The 19,850-nt window shown below is 43.2% G+C and carries 19 protein-coding genes; 2 read left to right on the top strand and 17 right to left on the bottom strand.

The window, feature by feature from the left end; all coding sequences use genetic code 11:
• Window positions 1–67 precede the first annotated feature (67 nt).
• The 8 genes from ACE01U_RS06840 to hcaE form a co-directional block, all read right to left on the bottom strand.
• Window positions 68–1,123, bottom strand: a complete 1,056-nt coding sequence (locus tag ACE01U_RS06840) for an MBL fold metallo-hydrolase (RefSeq protein WP_395579021.1) — start codon at window positions 1,121–1,123, stop codon at window positions 68–70.
• Window positions 1,124–1,193: 70 nt separating this feature from the next.
• The gene (locus ACE01U_RS06835) at window positions 1,194–2,132 is read right to left on the bottom strand and encodes a cation diffusion facilitator family transporter (RefSeq protein WP_395579020.1); all 939 of its coding nucleotides are present in this window, start codon (window positions 2,130–2,132) and stop codon (window positions 1,194–1,196) included.
• A 156-nt stretch (window positions 2,133–2,288) separates the two neighbouring features.
• Window positions 2,289–3,515 (bottom strand): 3-phenylpropionate/cinnamic acid dioxygenase ferredoxin--NAD(+) reductase subunit, encoded by a 1,227-nt coding sequence (hcaD, locus tag ACE01U_RS06830; protein ID WP_395579019.1) that lies wholly within the window; start codon window positions 3,513–3,515, stop codon window positions 2,289–2,291.
• Window positions 3,508–4,485 (bottom strand): 3-carboxyethylcatechol 2,3-dioxygenase, encoded by a 978-nt coding sequence (locus ACE01U_RS06825; protein ID WP_395579018.1) that lies wholly within the window; start codon window positions 4,483–4,485, stop codon window positions 3,508–3,510. The genes hcaD and ACE01U_RS06825 overlap by 8 nt, the downstream gene beginning before the upstream one ends.
• Window positions 4,486–4,892: 407 nt before the next feature.
• Window positions 4,893–5,708: a 3-phenylpropionate-dihydrodiol/cinnamic acid-dihydrodiol dehydrogenase gene (hcaB, locus tag ACE01U_RS06820; protein ID WP_119064080.1), complete on the bottom strand. Its 816-nt coding sequence runs from the start codon at window positions 5,706–5,708 to the stop codon at window positions 4,893–4,895.
• A gap of 2 nt (window positions 5,709–5,710) precedes the next feature.
• Complete coding sequence (hcaC, locus tag ACE01U_RS06815) at window positions 5,711–6,037, bottom strand: 3-phenylpropionate/cinnamic acid dioxygenase ferredoxin subunit (RefSeq protein ID WP_395579017.1); 327 nt, start codon at window positions 6,035–6,037, stop codon at window positions 5,711–5,713.
• The gene (gene hcaF, locus ACE01U_RS06810; RefSeq protein ID WP_086209616.1) at window positions 6,037–6,555 is read right to left on the bottom strand and encodes a 3-phenylpropionate/cinnamic acid dioxygenase subunit beta; all 519 of its coding nucleotides are present in this window, start codon (window positions 6,553–6,555) and stop codon (window positions 6,037–6,039) included. Before hcaF ends, hcaC begins: the two co-directional genes overlap by 1 nt.
• A complete protein-coding gene (gene hcaE, locus ACE01U_RS06805; protein WP_291372268.1) occupies window positions 6,552–7,919 on the bottom strand; it encodes a 3-phenylpropionate/cinnamic acid dioxygenase subunit alpha in 1,368 nt (455 codons plus the stop codon). Before hcaE ends, hcaF begins: the two co-directional genes overlap by 4 nt.
• Window positions 7,920–8,201: 282 nt before the next feature.
• On the opposite strand from hcaE, the gene hcaR reads away from it, so the two are divergent.
• On the top strand, window positions 8,202–9,101 hold the full coding sequence (gene hcaR / locus ACE01U_RS06800; protein ID WP_086209618.1) for a DNA-binding transcriptional regulator HcaR: 900 nt from the start codon (window positions 8,202–8,204) through the stop codon (window positions 9,099–9,101).
• A gap of 303 nt (window positions 9,102–9,404) precedes the next feature.
• Window positions 9,405–10,082 carry a DUF1345 domain-containing protein gene (locus ACE01U_RS06795; protein WP_110975901.1) on the top strand — a complete coding sequence of 226 codons (678 nt, stop codon included), beginning with the start codon at window positions 9,405–9,407 and terminating at the stop codon, window positions 10,080–10,082.
• 73 nt (window positions 10,083–10,155) lie between these two features.
• Here the strand turns inward: ACE01U_RS06795 and ACE01U_RS06790 are convergent, their stop codons facing one another.
• The 9 genes from ACE01U_RS06790 to ACE01U_RS06750 form a co-directional block, all read right to left on the bottom strand.
• Window positions 10,156–11,016: an alpha/beta fold hydrolase gene (locus ACE01U_RS06790; protein ID WP_151707428.1), complete on the bottom strand. Its 861-nt coding sequence runs from the start codon at window positions 11,014–11,016 to the stop codon at window positions 10,156–10,158.
• Between the two features lie 268 nt (window positions 11,017–11,284).
• Complete coding sequence (locus ACE01U_RS06785; protein WP_395579016.1) at window positions 11,285–12,523, bottom strand: OprD family outer membrane porin; 1,239 nt, start codon at window positions 12,521–12,523, stop codon at window positions 11,285–11,287.
• A gap of 760 nt (window positions 12,524–13,283) precedes the next feature.
• Window positions 13,284–14,303 (bottom strand): 4-hydroxy-2-oxovalerate aldolase, encoded by a 1,020-nt coding sequence (dmpG, locus tag ACE01U_RS06780; protein WP_068909697.1) that lies wholly within the window; start codon window positions 14,301–14,303, stop codon window positions 13,284–13,286.
• 10 nt (window positions 14,304–14,313) lie between these two features.
• The gene (locus ACE01U_RS06775; RefSeq protein WP_395579015.1) at window positions 14,314–15,210 is read right to left on the bottom strand and encodes an acetaldehyde dehydrogenase (acetylating); all 897 of its coding nucleotides are present in this window, start codon (window positions 15,208–15,210) and stop codon (window positions 14,314–14,316) included.
• A 25-nt stretch (window positions 15,211–15,235) separates the two neighbouring features.
• Window positions 15,236–16,033, bottom strand: coding sequence for a 2-keto-4-pentenoate hydratase (locus ACE01U_RS06770; RefSeq protein ID WP_395579014.1), 798 nt, complete (start codon window positions 16,031–16,033; stop codon window positions 15,236–15,238).
• Between the two features lie 422 nt (window positions 16,034–16,455).
• Window positions 16,456–17,061, bottom strand: a complete 606-nt coding sequence (locus ACE01U_RS06765) for a glutathione S-transferase family protein (protein ID WP_395579013.1) — start codon at window positions 17,059–17,061, stop codon at window positions 16,456–16,458.
• 48 nt (window positions 17,062–17,109) lie between these two features.
• Complete coding sequence (locus tag ACE01U_RS06760) at window positions 17,110–17,823, bottom strand: helix-turn-helix transcriptional regulator (protein WP_395579012.1); 714 nt, start codon at window positions 17,821–17,823, stop codon at window positions 17,110–17,112.
• Window positions 17,824–17,896: 73 nt separating this feature from the next.
• Entirely contained in the window at window positions 17,897–18,565 is a 669-nt protein-coding gene (locus ACE01U_RS06755; protein WP_395579011.1) for an HAD-IA family hydrolase, read from the bottom strand.
• A gap of 271 nt (window positions 18,566–18,836) precedes the next feature.
• Entirely contained in the window at window positions 18,837–19,775 is a 939-nt protein-coding gene (locus ACE01U_RS06750; RefSeq protein ID WP_086209627.1) for an RluA family pseudouridine synthase, read from the bottom strand.
• Window positions 19,776–19,850: the final 75 nt, after the last annotated feature.

The raw sequence follows: 19,850 nt of genomic DNA, 5'->3' as shown, positions 1-19,850 counted from the left end.
TGTCGTTATGGTCTCGGTGATGACTGTATTTTGCCAGCCATCACCTAATCTTTACATAAAGTGCCCATTACACGCTTAAGCGTCGACCTTCTCTTAAGCAAACAAACGGATTCATCAGCTTCGAACTATTTTTCATCGCCACTTTCAAATCCATCTCAGGTTGCTCACGACTTTCATCAGTCAGCTGAAAGGTGCGATAGTGAATGGCCATCGAGCATTTAGCATGCAGGTCTTTATGTGCTTGAAAGGCATCTTGTGGATTCATATGCATATAGCGCATGAGCTCACGCGGTTCATACGCCCCGATAGGCAGTAGTGCAATTCGCGGTGCGCCAAAACGCTGATGCAGCTCTTTAAAGTGCGGCGAATAACCTGTATCCCCCGCAAAATAAGCATAGTCAGCGCCACAGTGAATAGTAAACCCGCCCCATAACGCACGGTTTTGATCGCGTAGTCCACGTCCAGAACCATGCTGTGCTGGGGTATAGACCAGTTTCAAATCATGCAAGCGTGCTGACTGCCACCAATCCATTTCCAACACTTGTAAATGCTTGGGTAAATACCATCCATTGCCCAAACCCGTATAAATGGGCATGGCGAAACGCTCATACAACCAGTTCAGACTGGCTATATCCATATGATCATAGTGATTGTGGCTCAAAAGCACCGCATGGATGGTCGGCAAATTTTCTAGGGCAATCCCCGCAGGCATGACACGGCGTGGCCCTCGCCCTTGCTTCGGACTGACATGTTCCGCCCAGACAGGATCGGTCAATAAATTATAAGGGCCAATCTGGAGCAATACCGTGGCATGCCCCACAAACCAAACTTGCCAATCATTTAAATCGGCATGAGGACGGTCTTGCGGTAGACTTTTTTTATCGGCATGAAAATGCGCATATTCTTGTGCTAAATCGACATTCCATGTCGAAGACTTACGCTTCACCAACCATTTCAGTAAATCGCCACGACTACGCCCTTCGGGTCGACGAACCGAATTGAAAAAGCGTGTCCCGTTATAATGGTCGGAGTGTAGAAACTGAAATTCAGGTTGTCGCCACGTATGGGACATCGTATTTTCAGTCAGAATTTGATAATGGAGTTCAGTTGATTTTGGCTTCATTTAACGTCGTTATCTTTATTGCAATACACCAGTAACAGGACCAGTTTTGAAAACTGACCTCTACCTTAACCTATTCCAAGCGTCCTTGCATTCGCTCTAACCACACTTTTTTTGATTGTGGCTTAACAAAGAGTGCCACAATTTCAGGATGATTTTGTTTAATTTTTGCTTCAATTCGATTGACACAGGCTTCTATCTCATCGGTAGTCAGGTGATCTTCAAACTCCACGCTCAATGAGGCCAAAACCTGTTTGGCACCCATTTGTTCGGTCAACAAGCCGTTGGCTGACAGCACACCTTCATCATCTTGGGCAATTTTTAAGATGTTTTGCCGTACATGCAGGTCAGCGGTCTCACCGAGCAGCAAACCTTTAGTTTCTCGTGCCAGTAGAAAAGCAGATACCGCTAGAACCAGCCCAATCAGAATGGACGCCACGCCATCCAATTCAGGCAGATCTAAACGATGTGCCAAATAAATACCCAAAAAGGCAATCAACAGTCCAATCAATGCAGCAGAGTCTTCAAACAAAACGGTAAACGTGGTGGGATCTTTACTGCGTCGAAAAGCCTCAAAATAACCTTGCTGACCTTTCGCTTTACGAAACACTTTCAGGGCAACACACCATGACGCCCCCTCACTTACAAATGCAAAACCAAGTACAACATAATTGATGATCGGATTTAAAATCGGTTCAGGGTGTAAAATGTGCATGATCCCATTATACATAGAGACCAATGCCCCTAAGGCAAACACCATAAGAGATACAATGAAGGCCCAAAAATACAGCTCTCGCCCATAGCCAAAAGGATGATTAAAATTGGCAGGTTTATTCGACTTTTTTAGCCCATATAACAATAAAATTTCGTTTAAGGTATCTACAACAGAGTGAATCGCTTCACTCAACATGGCAGAACTATTGGTCAGATAAGCTGCTATAAACTTCACCAAGGCAATCGCTAAATTACCTATGAGTGCGGCATAAACCACCAGTTTATTTGAATCTGCCATATCGACTTTTAGCCCAAGCTGTATTCTATTTATGTTTTTATCATATCGAAATTTAGTGGCGCATAGCGCAGGTTTTTGTAGTTCATAAATAATAAACAGACCTAAGCAAACCTTGGTCTGTTTAAATACACCCATTTAAGTGCAAAGCTTTAAATCTCAGGCAATTTTACGTAAATCCTGCAACACGTCTAAATGTTTTTCTGCATCAAAGATGACTTGTTTGCCAATCATTTTTTTCAAATGTCGCATGTCTTTGGCTGCATTCACTGTAATTCCCCCCACGATAACACCATCGGTCACTCCAAACAGAACAAACGAAGAGGCTGCACGGAGTTCAGGTCGAATTTCGCCACGAACAATCCACTCTGCTGCGGCCATATCACCAACAAACTGATAGTTAATATCGAGCTGATCCGTCCAAAACCATGCAGAATTTGCTTTTGGATGCTCTACACTCATCACGTGACGGGCAAAAATTCCAGCCTGTAAATTGGCATTTTCCCATGTTTCCACACGACGGTACTGACCATCAGCACGAAATTGGGTCGCGACATCACCCGCAGCATAAATATCTGGATGTGAAGTTTGGCAGTGTTCATTCACTTGAATGGCACTATCAACCGCTAAACCAGCATCGACTGCCAGTTGTGCATTCGGGACAATCCCAATACCATAAATCACGGCATCTGCACGTAACTGTTCCCCTGTTGCAAGAGTGATTACCACGGTTTCACCATCTAAATGACAGTGATTAATGGTGCTATTCAAGCGCACATCGACACCCGCAAGACGTTGTTGCGCCAATAAAAACTCACTCAAAATCTGCGGGGATGAACGCCCCATCACCATCGGCCCCATTTCAATCACCGTCACTTGACAGTCTCTAAAGCGCGCAGAGGAAGCCAGTTCTAATCCAATGACCCCTCCACCAATCAAGACAATTCGCTGTCCAGCTTGTAGCACAGGCACCAGTGCTTGAGAGTCTTCCAAATTACGTAAGGTATAAATGCGTTGACCTAAAGCATCGAAATTCGGCAAGCGACGTGCTGCACCGCCAGTCGCAAGCAACAGTTTGTCATAAGCAATCACATCACCCTTTTGCAATTCAACAGTTTTTTCCTCAGGGTTGATTTTCACCACGCCATTACCAAGGATATGCGTGACACCTAAAGTCGCCAATTTCTCTTCTGATAAAATCTCAACCTTGGTTTCTTCGGGCTTTAAAATCACATCTTTGGATAAAGGTGGACGTTCATAAGGCAAATGAACTTCATCCCCAATCAGGATAATATTGCCCTCATACTTGTTACCGCGGAGTTCTAAAATCGCACTCGCACCTGCTTGGCCTGCACCAACAATGACGATGGTTTCAATGTTACTCATTTAGTTCACCTTTTAACTCTGCCGAGACAATGCCAAAGCCTGCAATCCACTCACTGATATCTTCATAGCAATGTGTGGTCATGTCATATTCGCCAAGTTCATGTAATGCAGCAAATGCCGCCATCCAAGAACGGACTTCCTGACCACCCCGCCCACCATCACGGCGAATATCGGCTTCAGTCATCGCTTCAATTGTGGCGAAGTCTGCTTTGGCCAATATTTCAAGCAATGCACGATCCCATTCTGGATTGAGTGGCACGGCAACAGATTGATCACCTGCTGCCAGTTTCTGCCCCACGGCAATAATTTTGGCTTGACGATGATTCCGTGATTCTTCACTCGGATTACGTCCACAAATCAAAAACTCTTCCACTTCTGGCGGTACAGCACCCATTTGTGGTGTCGGAGGATCATGTGAAAGTCCACCTGTTCCTAAAATTAAAACCCTTTCATTTTCAAGACTTAAAGACTGAATAAATTGTCCAACAGCACGCCCCAAAGCAATGGTTCGCTTGGTGGTTGGCATCGGTGCTGCTGCACCATTGACAAAAATAGGAATGGTTGGATAACGGTCTAGCTGTCCACCACACAGAAAATGTAAAGGCTGCGTCACGCCGTGATCGGCTTGCATTCGGTAGGAATAGGCAACATCCACACCTTCATCGAGTACACGACGCACCAAAGCAATCGCAGTATCTTCAGGCACATTGATTTTGTCGTTATCTTTACCGTAGTCCCAATCACCTGCCGCAGTTGCACGAATACCCACACAAAAACTTGGCATCAAATCATAGAAAAAGCCATTAAAATGGTCTGGGCCAAAAGTAATGATGAGGGTTGGATCATACCCTTTGACTTCTGCCGCAAGCTGGGCAAAAGTCTCACGTACAATCTGTTCTTTACGCTGTTCTTGCGGTGAAGCAAATTCCATTAAGGGACTGTGCGATGCACAAATGAGTTTAACGGCCATGTGTGACTCCAAAATAGAAACCGTCGCTTAATGACTGTGTTTCCTTAATATATGCAAAGATCTCAATATAAAGACTGGGCCAAAATTAAGCGCTGAAATGATGAAGCGGAGTCTTTCCAATAAAGCATAAACTTCCAGACTAACCTTCGGTTCGACCTACTTTTCTTTTGGGAAAAGTAGGCAAAACCATTGTCATTCGCAAAACTCGGCAACAACCATCACGACATTGACAGGTCGCAGAAACATTTCGTTTTAGCTTTAGTCCTGCCTCAAACAATTGCGAATGACTTTTCCGCGTACCCAAAATTTTTGAAATACTCATCAAACCTAATTGAGTTTAGATTTGAGATTTCTTTACGTTTAAAAGCGCTGAAGATCCCTAGATGATGAGCAGTTCAGTGAATCAATCACTCATCAAAGAACCCTGCACGGGGTTGGCGTAAACCACGGATGCCTAAACCGCATTCAGCATTGATCAAAACACCCGTCAGTGGACGGTTGTTCTGACGCGATGCCAATAGAACGTATGAACCTGTCATCTCTTCAGGTTCAGGCAAGAAATTTAATGGCATACCACGAGCAATCTTTTCAGGATCACGTGCATCGAGTAGCCCCAAATTTTCTTGACCCAAAGATGCTGCTCCTTTGATATTGACATTCATACCTGACGGCGCCACCGCATTCACTCGTACTTTAGGCGCAAGTTCATAGGCCAATTCTTTCATCACACCCACGCCTGCATGCTTAGAAGCTGTATATACAGGGCCTCCGCCTGCCGAGTACAAGGCTGAATTAGACAAAGTAAATATGATCGACCCTTCAGAAGCTATCAATGCCTCCAGTGCGGCTTTTGCCCCCAAGATGAGCGATTTGGTATTAATGCCCATAATTTCATCAAAGGCTTTATCTAACTGTTCACCCGAAGTATTGACGATATCGGCATAATGATCCCAAATCCCAGCATTACCGACAAAACAGTCCAGTTTGCCAAAACGCTCAAGCGTGGCATTCACGGCACGGACATTGTCTTCATAGCAAGCCACATCACCCGCAATGGCAAGAATGCGATCACCGAAATGTGCCTGTAATGCCTCCACTTTCGCTTGTGAGCGCTGTAGCACAGCCACTTGTGCACCTTCTGCTAAAAAGCGCTCGACCAATGCCCAGCCCAGACCAGAACCGCCCCCCGTAATCAGGGCAACTTCACCTTGTAACCAGCCCATGCTTATGCTCCCGCCATCTCGACAAACAATTGTCCATCTTCCACAATCACAGGAAAGGTTTGAATAGGATCAGTTGCAGGCAGGCATAAAGCCTGACCTGTTTTTAGGCAGAAACGAGCAGAATGTAATGGACATTCCACTGTGCCGTCCTCTTCCAAATAACCTTCGGACATGGAAGCATTGCCATGTGAACAGCGGTCATTCATAGCAAAGAATTCACCACCATTGTTGAAAACAGCCAGTGCCTCAATCCCATTCACACCGCAGTCCACTTTCAATGCTTCGCCTTCATCTAATTCACCGACTTGGCACACAAAAATCTTATTCATTAGAAGAACACACTCAGGTTATGGGAGTTGTAAGTCACTTGGTCTAGGGTGATTTTACGATTGAAAATCTGGAAACCTTGCTTGGTATCCACTTTACGAAGTTTGTCATGACGCTTCCCGCAGTAGAGGGTGACATCTTTTTCTTTCTGAGTACGGTAGAGTAAATACGTCACGTAAACATCATACTCACCGTCGACTTCAGTCGCTTCAACGATCACATTGGACACCATGTGTGTGGTACGAGACGGTGGCTCTTCAGCCCATGCCATCCCTGTTTCCAAACGCGCGACACGACGTTCTAACAAATCTTTAGAGTCGTTAAACACCCACGTGGTTGGCGGCTCAACCGAACGACGACGGTCACGGGTTTGCGCATTCGGTGTCGTGCGTAAGGTATAGGCAATATCATCTGCCAAGACATCCAACCACTCACGGAATTTCCAGTCGTCGAGCAATTTTGCTTCACGGTAAAGGAACTGACTGATCTGATGTTGAAGTTCTAAATTGATCTGACTCATTTCATCAACTCCTTCTCATAGTCTTCCGCGGCTTTTTCGACTTCTTCCCATGTTTCATGAATCAGTAAATCTGCCCAACGGCGGTATAAGCCACGTGCTGCGGTTTCGGAGAAAATATAGTTGGTAATGCCTGGAATGCCATCTTCACGAACTTTCTCATTGCCCAAGCCCATTTCCATAATCAACGGGTTGTTACGTGCTTTATAGCCACGAAGTACTTTTTGGATTTCAATCCAGTTTTCCGAGTCATCTTGCTCAAGGAAACCCGCAGGTCCAAAAGCACGCGTTGCAGAACGTTCAAAGGCTTCTTTCACTTCTTGAGAGGCTTCGGCATCGGCAATACAGAATGCCCAGACTTCAGTTTTGTTTGGACCGCGCGGATGCCAGACTCGAAGCGTTGCCGTTCCATTTAACCACGACATGGTCGGGAACATGGTGTTATGCCCCGCAAGACGTAATGCACGTACTTCACCCAAACGCTCTTTAACTTCCTCAAAGGTTTCACGGAAGTAGTTGGCTACTTCACCATCCACCCAGACGTTGGCATCGGGTTTTTCGGTAAAGAAGAAGCCTGAGCCATGACCACGTGAACCATACTGAATGGCATCTTTGGCAGTTTCCCAAACTGGACGCGCGGTTTGTGCTGCACCGAGTTTTTTAGAAGAGTCGTCATCGGGTTTAGCGCCCAAAACTTGAATCGCAGAGGCATGGGAGAACAAGGCATGGTACTGATCTGAGGCAAACTGTTCTGCCGCAAATTTCCAGTTACACTCGATTTCCCACTTGTGTACCCCACCAATAATTTCAGTCCCACCTGAACGACGATCGACCACGCCATCTAAATACCAAGCGATATCCCCCATATATTCAATCAGGTCTGGAGTCGATTCATCCCAGCAGCCAAAAATCAGCCCCTTATAAGACTCTACGCGGTTGACTTGAACCAAGCCCCACTGTTCTTTGCAGGCACCTTGTGGGAAAGCACGATCTTCAAGTGGAATATCTTTCAGTGAGCCATCTACCCCATAAGACCAGCCATGATATGGACAGGTAAAAGCGCGAGTATTACCACAGTCTGCAAAGCTGACCCGCATAGAACGATGTCGACACTGGTTTAGAAATGCTTTAATTGAGCCATCTTTTTGACGTGCCACAATAATTGGGTCTTCACCCATGTAAGTATTGAAAAAATCACCTGATTTTGGAATTTGGCTTTCATGACAGAGAAATAGCCATGTACGCCCAAACACGCGTTCCAGTTCTAATTCGTATAAATCTGGGTCTGTATAGATGGATGGCGAGATACGTCCATTTTGTGCATCGACCAAAGCGTCGATTTCACGCACATCAATTTTTCCACTCATGAAAAGCTCTCCTGCGACCAATACACGGCACAACGTAAATAGACTCAACTTTTGAGGCATCATGATTTTTTAGACAGCTTTAGTGAAATATTTTTTTTGTTTTAATTAATATGTTTTAGCAATTATTAGAAAAGTTATTTCTTATATTAAAATCTCCGCATTCATCTCAAGACCATTTATTTTATAAATACTTGAATCATCTTCACGGCATAGTTGTTTATAGATTATACTTTATTGTAGTCGTGGTAAGACATTTTTTGGATTACTCAGTGGGTTATTTATATGGAACTTAGACACCTTCGCTATTTCATCACCGTTGCTGAAGAACTGAACTTCAGTAAGGCGGCATTGAAACTTTATACCGCTCAACCTTCACTCAGTCAGCAAATCAAAGACCTCGAAGAAGATGTCGGCGTACAGTTGCTGTATCGAACCAAGCGAAAAGTTGAACTCACGGAAGAAGGTGCTGTTTTTCTAGAACAGGCACGCTTGACTCTAGCTCAAGCGGACAAAGCGGTCGCTATGGCACGTCAAGTGTCACAAGCCAAACAGCAAATGCTGCGCATAGGTTTCGTGCCAGTTGCGGAAATGAAAATATTCCCTTATGTGCTGCCCAATTTACGGGTACAAAACCCAGACTTAAAAATTGAGTTACTCAGTATGAACAATACTGAGCAGATGCGTTTGTTGAAAAAAGGGGAGCTGGACATTACCTTTACCCGACATAACTTTCATAATGATGAACTTGAGAGCCAATTTGTTCTACGTGAGCCACTCATCTTCCTGCTTCCTAAAGATCACCCTTTAGCAAAATATGAGCGCATTCCTGTTAAGGCTTTAAATGGTATTGATTTTATCATTCCCGCAGCCGAACAGTCACAGACCCTGCACCAAACTATTTTAGAATTTGCCAAAAATAATAGTATTGAATTCAATATTGTTCAAAAGGCCGATAATATTCTATTTAATATCAACTCAATTGGGATGGGTCTCGGTTGCACTATTTTACCTGGCTATGTTGCACCCTTAACCATGAGCAATACCGTGATTCGTCCGCTTGAGGTTGAACTCCCTTACTTAGATTTATATGTAAGCTATCGTAAAAACACCACATCACTGGCCGTAAATAAATTTCTAGAATTGCTGACTCGGGTGTTTTATTTGAACATTAACCGTGAATAAATCCCCAATGAGTTCAAATTAATCCTCAAATACGAGACACCACTATTTTCTGAATAAATGGCGGTGTACCTTTTTCATGAAAAAGTACCCTGAACTACAAGCGTATCTAGAGTATTTCAGTTTTAAACCAGACTTATCAGCTCTCGACTTTTGTTGCCTCTACTTTTTAAAGGAAGATTAACGAATAAAAATCAGAATTTTTGTCAGGTTTTACCTACAACTTAAGTCTAAACATAAGCATATACTGAGCTAGCTATTACGATTTTAGCTGCGCTAAAAAATAAAATAGAAAAGGAGAAAATCATGCCGATGCCCACTTTACAGCGTTTAAAAACGGCCATGCAGTTTCGCCCCTTCTTTTTTATTAGTTTTTTGGTTACGGCTATTTTTTATGCTCTGCTCAATACCCTGACTGACTGGTCTTGGTCTACCAATTTATTGATCAGTTGGAACATTGCCGTCTCAAGTTATTTGCTCAAAACCATGACAACGCTTTGGTCTGTTGACCATCGACACATTCTTCAACATGCACAGCAACAAGACGCCAGTAAATGGATTATTCTACTGTTGGTGATCATGACATTAGTTATGTGTTTGATTGCAATTGTGTTGGAGTTAACTCATCTTCCCAATGACCCAGCTATCAAATATGGTCACTTGGCTCTGTCCTTACTGACCATTATAAGTGCATGGCTCTTTATACATACTGTGTTTGCCATTCATTATGCGCATGACTATTATCTCGCTCTTGCGGATCAACAAGATGCTGGCTTGGACTTTCCAAAAACAGCACAGCCGACTTATCCTGACTTCTTATACTTTAGTTATGTGATTGGCACTTCAGCGCAAACTGCGGACGTTTCGATTACTTCCCGCTCCATGCGTATTCTCAATATTCTGCACATTATTTTGGCCTATGGTTTTAACACCTCGATTTTGGCCATTAGCATCAATGTAGCGGCAGGCTTTATTACACTCTAAGTTTAATGCTTCTTCTTTGAAATTTCGGACATAAAAAAAGGATGGTTCAACCATCCTTTTTCAATTCAATCGCTTATTTCACACCACGTGCACTTAAATAATCTTTAATCACCGTATTAAATTCTTCAGCTTTTTCCACCTGTGACCAATGTCCACACTGACTGAAAATGTGGGCATCCGCAAATGGAACCGTATTTAAAATATCCCATGTACGAGATACAGGAATCACCACATCCTGGACACCATGAATCAGCAATACAGGCACTTGGATGTCCTTCATTTTTTCAAAATCGAGTGGGAACTCAAAACGATCACGGTCACGTGCGCCTACCACATCCATTAAACGGTCTGAGGCATAGTCATTCTTGGCTGCTTCATAACGAACTTTGACCAACTCATCGGTAATTAAGCGCTTATCCACCACAAACATCGACAAAGTATTTTTGATGCCTTCTTCGGTCAAAACAGGATTAGCATGGGCTTTCAGTGCAGCAGTTTGTTTGGCTCCGCCTGTCCCCATCGACACAATACCCAAGACACGTTCTGGATAATCGAGCACCATTTGAAAAGCTAACCACCCACCCAGTGAATTGCCCACCAACCAAGTTTTTTCAATGCCTAAAGCATCCAGTGTACGCACCGCATGATCGACCCATGCGCGAATGCCATAAGCCGTACCATCAGCCACCACTGTTTGACCATAGCCAATTGAGTCAATAGCAATACAACGGGCTTGCTCCGCAATCTGTGGTAAATTTAACCACCAGTTCGCTGCTGCCGAAACACCTGTTCCAGAGCCGTGTAAAAATAAAATTGGTGTACCCTCACCCACTTCATGATAATGGGTTAACTCACCTTCCGCTGTTTCAATCCATTTATCTTCCAAGCCAAAGAATGGGTCGGTGGTGTAATTGGGGATTTGGACCGTGCTCATACTTACTCCTCGTACAGCCTAAGACCCGTCTGATGTTCTGTGTTCAGGACAGGTCAATTCATTCATTTCGACAGTTTTACTGTTCCATCTTACCTGTTCAAAACGACTCCACTGATACTTGTTTTCGATCAGACACTACAAAAAAACGATTATTTAAATAAATGTTTTACAACAATATTTTTATTAAAATCAGAAAATCTGTTTATTATTTGAAGGTGATTCAACAAAGAGCGACTTGTGCCCAAATCGCCCGCTTTCAGTTCAATACTTAAAATTTATAGCTATAGGTCGTAGCAACACGATATTCTTTTAAATCGCTTTTCCAATCATAGTCTGTGTCAATATACATGGCTTGAATCCCTAGACCTTTGAATTTGCCTTCAGGTACGGTGTAATTCACAATCAGATTCAATTCTTGTTCGTCCTGATCGGTTTTACCGCCTGCTGTCGCATCAAAACCAGCAAAATAAATTGCATTGGCATTCAAACCTTTTAACCCCAATTCAGCAAAGTCATAGCCATAAGAGATATTCCATGATTTCTCTTTGGCATTGGTAAAGGTTGCCACGGACCAATTCACCAGATATGGCTGTGGTACCCATCCTGCCAAGGTTGGGAAGCTGTTATCGCCAAACATTTGTTGATAGCCCAAACCTACACTGTGTGACCCATGACTGAATTTAGCGCCCATCGACAAGGCTTGGTTGTCAATTTCGCCATACAACTTATCACCTGACTCAGAATTATCAAAATAACGAACATGGCTGGTCAGCTTCGTATTTGTCCCCAGCGTGGTGTTATAACTGATTCCTGCATAATGCTGTTGATAAATGTCTTTGACATCGGCATACCAATAGCTTGCTCCAAACTCTGGATTAAACTGATGATCAATCCCCGCGATGTACATGCCATCCGCTGTTTTAGCTGTATTTGGGTTATTGTTCGGAAATAAACTTAAGTCCTGAAACTGATTGTCATAACGTGCATTAATCCCATCAATATACGCCAAACTCAGTTTGGTATCTTTCAGCTCTTTAGACTCTAACCATGCCCCGCTATACGTGGTCAATAACTGACGCGATGGATCAAATACTAAAACTGGAGAAACAGGCAATAACTCACCCACTTTCAATTCTGTTTGCGACACTCTGGCTTTTAAAGTCGCACCGACTTTGCCGAAATTGCTGGCTTGTTCCTGTCCATTATGTGGAAGTACCCAATCGGCATTTTTGTCACGGCCATTTAGACGAAATGCATGTTGCACCAAAAGATCGGCACCCAATTGTAAGCCACCTAATTCGGCATATCCTGATTTGGCATCTAAGCTGATGGCCTGCGACCAACTGCCCCAATTGTTTTGTGGTACAGTTTCATACTGACGGTCTAAGTAAAAATTTCTGAATTTTAACTGGACTTGGCTATCGTCGATAAATTCTGCATTCGTTGCAGTTGTACCTAATGCTGTAATTGCAACACAGATGGCTGTCCATAAAGTTTGACGACGCATGATATTCATTCCAATGATCACATTAAACTATGACACCATCATGCGGAACTCATCGAAGAGAAAAAATCCGACCACAGTCTTAAGAAAATGCCACATCACCGACTATAAATACCAAGCTGGACACCGCTCTTTTTTCATTTAGATAAAATTACAATAACTCACTTTTAACCCAATTTCGCAAGCTATGATGAAAGATGGAGCCTCTCCAACCTTTCTCGTTTTAAACCACTTTCTTTTCTAAATAGTTTGAATAATTTAAGTGTTTTTTTGTTTAAGTTTTTCGAGTCAGTTTTTTTATTTCAGCGTAACGTTATAAGAAAAAGCGCTCATATCACAGAAATTTTCTATATGTGCATGATGAAGTTGAATAACGTTAAAATTTTATGCATGTGTATTCAAGATTGATCATCCGCAAAACCTGTTCACTGGGTGCACTTAAATACTACGATTGCAAAAATAGCCTATTTCAAATATCACGCAGGTTGCTGATGAGGTTTCGCGGCTCGAATAATTTCTAAATTTAAAAAACAAAAAAAGCCCCCTCTAAGGACTAATACCAGTCAGTTACGCATTTTTAATCCTCCCCAACCCTCCTTTTTCAAAGGAGGGAGCGTTTCGGAATTCAATACGGTATGAATTCAAGGCGTTCCCCTCTTTCCAAAGAGGGGTTAGGGGAGATTCATCAATCAGCAATAATGAAATTACGCTTAACTGATCAGCATTACCCCGAAGAACGCTTGCTTAATACTGAATGATTAACTTAAACCAAAGCAGCCTTCGCTTTCGACATGGTCAAAGCCAAATCTTCAATCATGTCTTCCTGACCACCGACCGTACCACGACGGCCTAATTCCAATAAAATCTCACGCGCTGACACACCATATTTGGCTTCTGCACGCTTTGCAAAGAGTAAGAACGATGAATACACCCCTGCATAACCCAAAGTCGCCGCATCACGGTCCGCTCGAATTGGGTTCAACATCATTGGAATCACCAAATCCTCTGCCACATCCTGTACTTTAAACAGATCCACGCCTGTTTCTAGTCCCATACGGTTTGCCACCGCAATGAACAATTCTAATGGAGTATTACCTGCACCAGCACCTAAACCCGCAGACGCCAAGTCGACACGAATAGCCCCAGCATCAACTGCAGCAACCGTATTTGCCACCCCCATACCCAAGTTATGATGCCCGTGGAAACCCAGTTCAATACTGCTGTCCAGTTCTTGACGCAGTAAACCGACACGGTCTGTGACATCTTGTGGCAGCATATAACCTGCTGAATCAGTCACATAAATACAGTTCGCGCCATAAGACACCATCTTTTTCGCTTCTTCAAGCAATTGAGCAGGCGATGCCATGTGTGCCAACATCAAGAAACCCACAGTATCCATACCCAACTGACGTGCCGCAGTAATATGCTGCTCTGAACAATCGGCTTCGGTACAATGGGTTGCTACACGAATGGTAGAAACACCAATTTCATGCGCCATTTTTAAATGATCGACTGTACCAATGCCGGGTAACAGCAAGGCTGACACTTTGGCATTTTTCATACGCGGAACAACAGCAGATAAGTATTCTTCATCCGTTGCCGCAGCGAAACCGTAGTTCACTGATGAACCGCCTAAGCCATCGCCATGCGTCACTTCAATTAGCGGTACACCTGCATCATCCAATGCAGTGGAAATTGCAATCATTTGCTCAACAGTGGTTTGATGGCGCTGTGGATGCATACCATCACGCAAAGTCATATCATGCACAATAATCTTAGACATGGGTTGCTCCTTATACTTCAGCCGTAGCCAATAAACGTTCCGCAAACATTTCCGCAGTGCGCGCAGCTGCCGCAGTCATAATGTCCAAATTCCCTGCGTACTTTGGCAAGAAATCACCCAAGCCTTCCACTTCAAGGTATATCGACACGCGGTTGCCATCAAATACTGGGCCATTCACCAGTTTATAACCAGGTACATATTTTTGTACTTCGGTAATCATGGCCTGAACCGATGCCGTAATGGCCACTTGATCGGGTTCCCCTTCGACCAAGCAATGCACCGTATCACGCATCATCAGTGGTGGCTCGGCTGGGTTAATAATGATGATGGCTTTACCTTGTTTTGCACCGCCGACTTTTTCAATCGCGCCAGCCGTGGTACGGGTAAATTCATCAATGTTTTTACGTGTACCCGGGCCAACCGACTTGGTCGAAACGGTCGCAATAATTTCCCCATAACTCACCGCTTGTACGCGAGAAATGGCAGCCACCATAGGAATGGTCGCTTGTCCACCACAGGTCACCATGTTCACATTCGGCAACTCACCTGCATCCAAGAGTTCTTGAAGGTTGACAGGTGGCACACAAAACGGACCAATCGCAGCAGGTGTCAGGTCAATCATCTGCACACCTAATTCGTTCAACTTACGGCTATTTTCCGCATGCACATAAGCCGAGGTCGCATCAAAGGCAATTTGAATTTCATCCGCAACTACATGTGGCAGTAATCCGTCTACACCTTCTGCTGTGGTTTTTAGACCCATATTCGCTGCGCGGGTTAAACCTTCTGAACTTGGGTCAATCCCGACCATCCATACTGGCTCAAGGAATTCGCTACGCTGCAACTTATACAATAAATCTGTTCCGATATTTCCCGGACCGATTAATGCACATTTAATCTTTTTCATGCATCTACTCTCTCAAAAATCCAATTTATTTCGCAGCAAACGCAGCGACTACTGAACCAAAGCCTTCAATTTCAACTTTAAATTCATCTCCTGCTTGGGCAATCACCATTGGCCCCAAAGCACCCGTTAAAATAATGTCACCAGCCAGCAATGGACGACCACGACGTACCATCTCATCGGCAAGCCAAACCGCAGCATTTAAAGGATTGGCTAAACAGGCTTTACCAATGCCTTGCGAAACTACCTCATCGCCACGGGTCATGGTCATTTTGCAGTTGACTAAGTCAAGCTGATCCAATTTCACGGGGCGTGAACCCAAAACAAATGCCGCAGAAGACGCATTGTCTGCCACGGTATCAATCAATGAAATTTTCCAGTTCTCAATGCGACTATCCACCACTTCAATTGCAGGCAAGGCATAGGCTGTGGCACTAATAATGTCTGCATAGCTATGTTTTTCTTGAGTTAAGTCTTTGTTAATCACTAACGCGATTTCTGCTTCTACTTTAGGCTGAATCAATAAACCTGCAGGAATGGCTTCACCATCGCCATAAGCCATATCGGCAAACAGCATGCCGAAATCGGGCTGATCAACCCCTAGTTGCGCCTGCACGACTTTAGAGGTCAAACCAATTTTACGTCCTACCAAGCGACGCCCTTCTTGTAAGGCACGTTGGGTATTCACTTCCTGAACCGCATACGCAATATCGACATCTGCCTGTTCCGCACCTAATTGCGGACGTATAGGTGCAATCGCAGTTTTTGATAATTCGGCATTGCGTAAAGCCTGCGCAACAGATTCAACAACAGCAGAATTCGACATCTAACTTTCCTTAAACTGCAAAATAGAGACAAAATACTGTTTTATCGAGCAAGGGAAAGACAGAGATGTTCAAAATGAAGCGAGCATATACTTGAAGAAGAACCTGATGGCTTATCCCTAAGACCACTCAAAACGAGTATGTTTTAGACCACTCAAGCATCGGAAAATTGCGGGTTTTACGCCAATACTTATTTTATTTTTTACAATAGTTAGAACCTATAAATCTTCTCTATTTTAGCCATCAAAATAAACAGCATAGAAAAATCAAAACGAAAAACGACAAAATCACCCATAATTTCGCTATGTATATTTCAATCAAATTTTTTCATCTACGACTAAAAAACGATACGTGAGAAACCTATTTGAAGAAATCTATAATTAGAAAAACCTCTTATCAAAGAGGTTTTTCTAGTTAAATGATTTTATGCTGCAAATAAAGCAGGATTGTTCTTGAAACTTTCACGTTGTTGAATAGCCAATACATAGCGCTCAATTGCTGGATGTGGCTTTAATAAATTCATTTTTAATTGCCACATGATCATTGCTCCTAAACTGATATCGGCTACCGTAAACTGCGAACCGCATAGATACGGGCTGGCTTGCTCCAAGCCTTGAATCAACGCTTGATACGTATCCTGATAATCGCCATACCCCATAAACATCTTCTGTTCTGGCGCAACTAGTACTTTTAAATGTTGATTGTCGGAGGCTGCTGCAAACGGGCCTGCACCAAAAAACAACCAACGATAATATAAACCTCTTTTCGGATCATCCAGTGCGGGAGCCAAACCTTTTTCAGAAAATTGATCTGCTAAATATGCACAAATGGCATCCAACTCGTAAATCACCACATCACCATCCACCAAAACAGGCACTTTACCAAAAGGGTTGAGTTTTAAAAATTCGGCTGATTTCATTTCTGCGCCATAGGTAACTTCTATACACTCGACCTCAATCCCCAAATCAAGAATAAGCCAGTCCACCACAACGCCACGAGATTGCGTATTGGTATATAAAGTTAAAGCCATTGTTCTATCCTCTGTGTTTATTGTTTTTTAGAATAGAACTGAGTTGTGTCAGTTTTTGTCAGCAGTGTTTGCCGATTGTCCTGAATTTGAAAATTCTTTTTGACACCATTGTTCAAATAAATGGCGTTTAAATTGGGGATAAATTTGCTCTGTGAATATGAGTGTTTGAATTCGATCTAAACGAAAGTTTCTAAAGTCTTCTCGCAATTCACACCATGCAGCCAACAACATTTTGTCGTTAAAATATCCCAATGCAAAAGGCCATAATTGCCTATGTGAAATCTGTTTATGCTCATCAACATAATCAATCTGAATTTTAGTCTGTAAGCGAATTGCAACACGAACTTGTCCCACAATGGTTTGATCAACCTCAATCCATGAATGAATTGATTTTAGATAAGTATCATTTAAAAATTCTTGTTTTCTTTGTGGCAATACTGCTTTTAATTTACTTAATACTGAATGTGAAGCCTGCTGTAATGCATGATCAGGGATGGATTTAGCCCATTGTAATGCCAGATACATCGCTTCAATTTCTGACTCATCTAAACTCATTGGCGGCAGGAGAAAGTTTTCTTTCAATTGAAATCCTAAACCTGCACTTCCCTCAATATTGACCCCTTGATCACGTAAACTTTCGATATCCCGATACACACTTCGCACACTGATTTGCAAGTGCTCAGCCAAACATTGGGCTGTAACAGGATAACGCTGTTCCCGCAGATGCTGTAACAAATGAAGTAATCGAATAGAACGACTCATAGCATATTTCTTGTTCTTCAAAATTAAGTTTAGGCATATATCCTTATACGCCTTGAAAAATGGTCAACTTTGCTTACGCCACATCGAAAGCCTTCAACTGCTGTCTTAAAAAATGATCCAAACTGGCTACATCATCTACAATCGTCAAAGGCTGATACTGTCTTAAGGTTTCAGGTGTATGCACACCATAGCTCACCCCAATTCTCGGCATAGCAATATTACGTGCCATCTCCAAGTCATAACTGGTATCACCGACCATAATCGCGCGTTCAGCGGACACACCCGTTTCAGTTAAGATTTCTTCTAACATCAAAGGATGTGGTTTGGACTTGGTTTCACTGGCAGCACGGGTTGCCACAAATAACGATTGACTCTGAGTCTGTGCCAACACTCGGTCTAAGCCTTTACGGCTTTTACCCGTTGCCACCGCCAACAATAACCCCGCTTCACGTAAGCCATTCAGCATGTCTGCAACACCATCAAACCAGACATCAGTTTTTGAGTTCGCTACATAATGTTCTGCATAGCATTGCAAAATTTCAGTATGTAACTCAGGCACTTGAGGGAATAGACGCTGTGCAACCTCTGGCAAGCCTAAACCGATAATGCTTTTGGCATCTTCACGGGTGAGCGGTTGTGAAAATTGCTGTGCTACAAATTGTAAACTCGCCACAATCTGCCCCACTGAATCAAATAATGTGCCATCCCAATCAAAGATAATCAGTTCTACAGGTTTATTCATGCTGGGGTTCCAATATTTACTTTTATGAAAACAATTTACACGATGCATTTGCTAACGATGGCAACAGAAGTGTCGCCGTTGAGCTGATTTGCACTTCGCTTTAAAGCAGTGCTTAAAGCGCGTTTAGGACGTTCAATCAGCTCAACAAAAGACTGTTGCTACTTTTCATCTTTTGAAAATTAAAGATGACCAATACAACATCATTTTAAATTAATCACAACCAACAAAAGTCATGTCTTTACCAACGCTCCTACAATGAAGTGGAAAAGGCTTAATCCTTCTTCTGTGCTCTTAACTGCGCCACAATACTCTGCATATCTTCAGGCAACGGCGCTTCAATCGTCTCATAACCTGGGATGTCTAAACGCATCGCATGTAAACATAAACGACGTGGTTTCGGTCCCTTGTATTCTGTTTCATGACCATATTTATCATCCCCAACCAATGGATGACCGATACTTAAACCATGCACACGAATTTGATGGGTACGCCCTGAAAGTGGCGAGGCATAGACTAAGGTTGCATGCATAAAGCGCTCAGCCACATTCCACTGCGTCTTAGACTCTTTACCTTCACTCGATACACGTACACGACGCTCGCCATTGGACAACTCATAGCGGTGCAAAGGCGCATCAATTAACTGCTTGTCTAAACTCACCACACCTTTGACGACAGCGGCGTAAGTTTTCTTAATTTTGTGTTCACGTAGCATGTCCTGTAAGCTTTTTAATACACTACGCTTTTTAGAAATCATCACCAAACCTGAGGTATCACGGTCAATACGATGAATCAGTTCTAAATATTTTTTACCTGTTGCCGCACGTAAGCCTTCAATCAGACCATAGGCCACACCACTGCCGCCATGTACAGCAATTCCGGATGGCTTATTGACGACCATCAAGCCTTCATCTTCATACACCACACGGCTCAGCAAACTCTGTGCGACTTTGTCAGAAACAGGCGCCGCATTTTCATCTTTTTGTTCATAGCGAATCGGGGCCACACGAATTTGGTCCCCAATCGACAGTTTAGTTTCTGCTTTTATACGCTTTTTATTGACCCGAACCTGACCTTCACGAATCAGACGATAAATACGACTTTTAGGCACACCTTTTAAACGGCTAAATAAAAAATTATCAATCCGTTGCCCTGCTTGATGCTCGTCCACTTCAAACCACGTCACGTTTTGCCATTGTTGGGTAGAATTCATACAGTTACTGCGACCTAAAAAATACGGAATTTGGATAAAAAATGACCACTTAGGCTATGCTTTACACAAGAAAGA

The sequence above is a fragment of the Acinetobacter halobius genome (assembly GCF_044130335.1).
GTDB lineage: Bacteria > Pseudomonadota > Gammaproteobacteria > Pseudomonadales > Moraxellaceae > Acinetobacter.
This window is presented reverse-complemented; position numbering and strand designations above follow the sequence as displayed.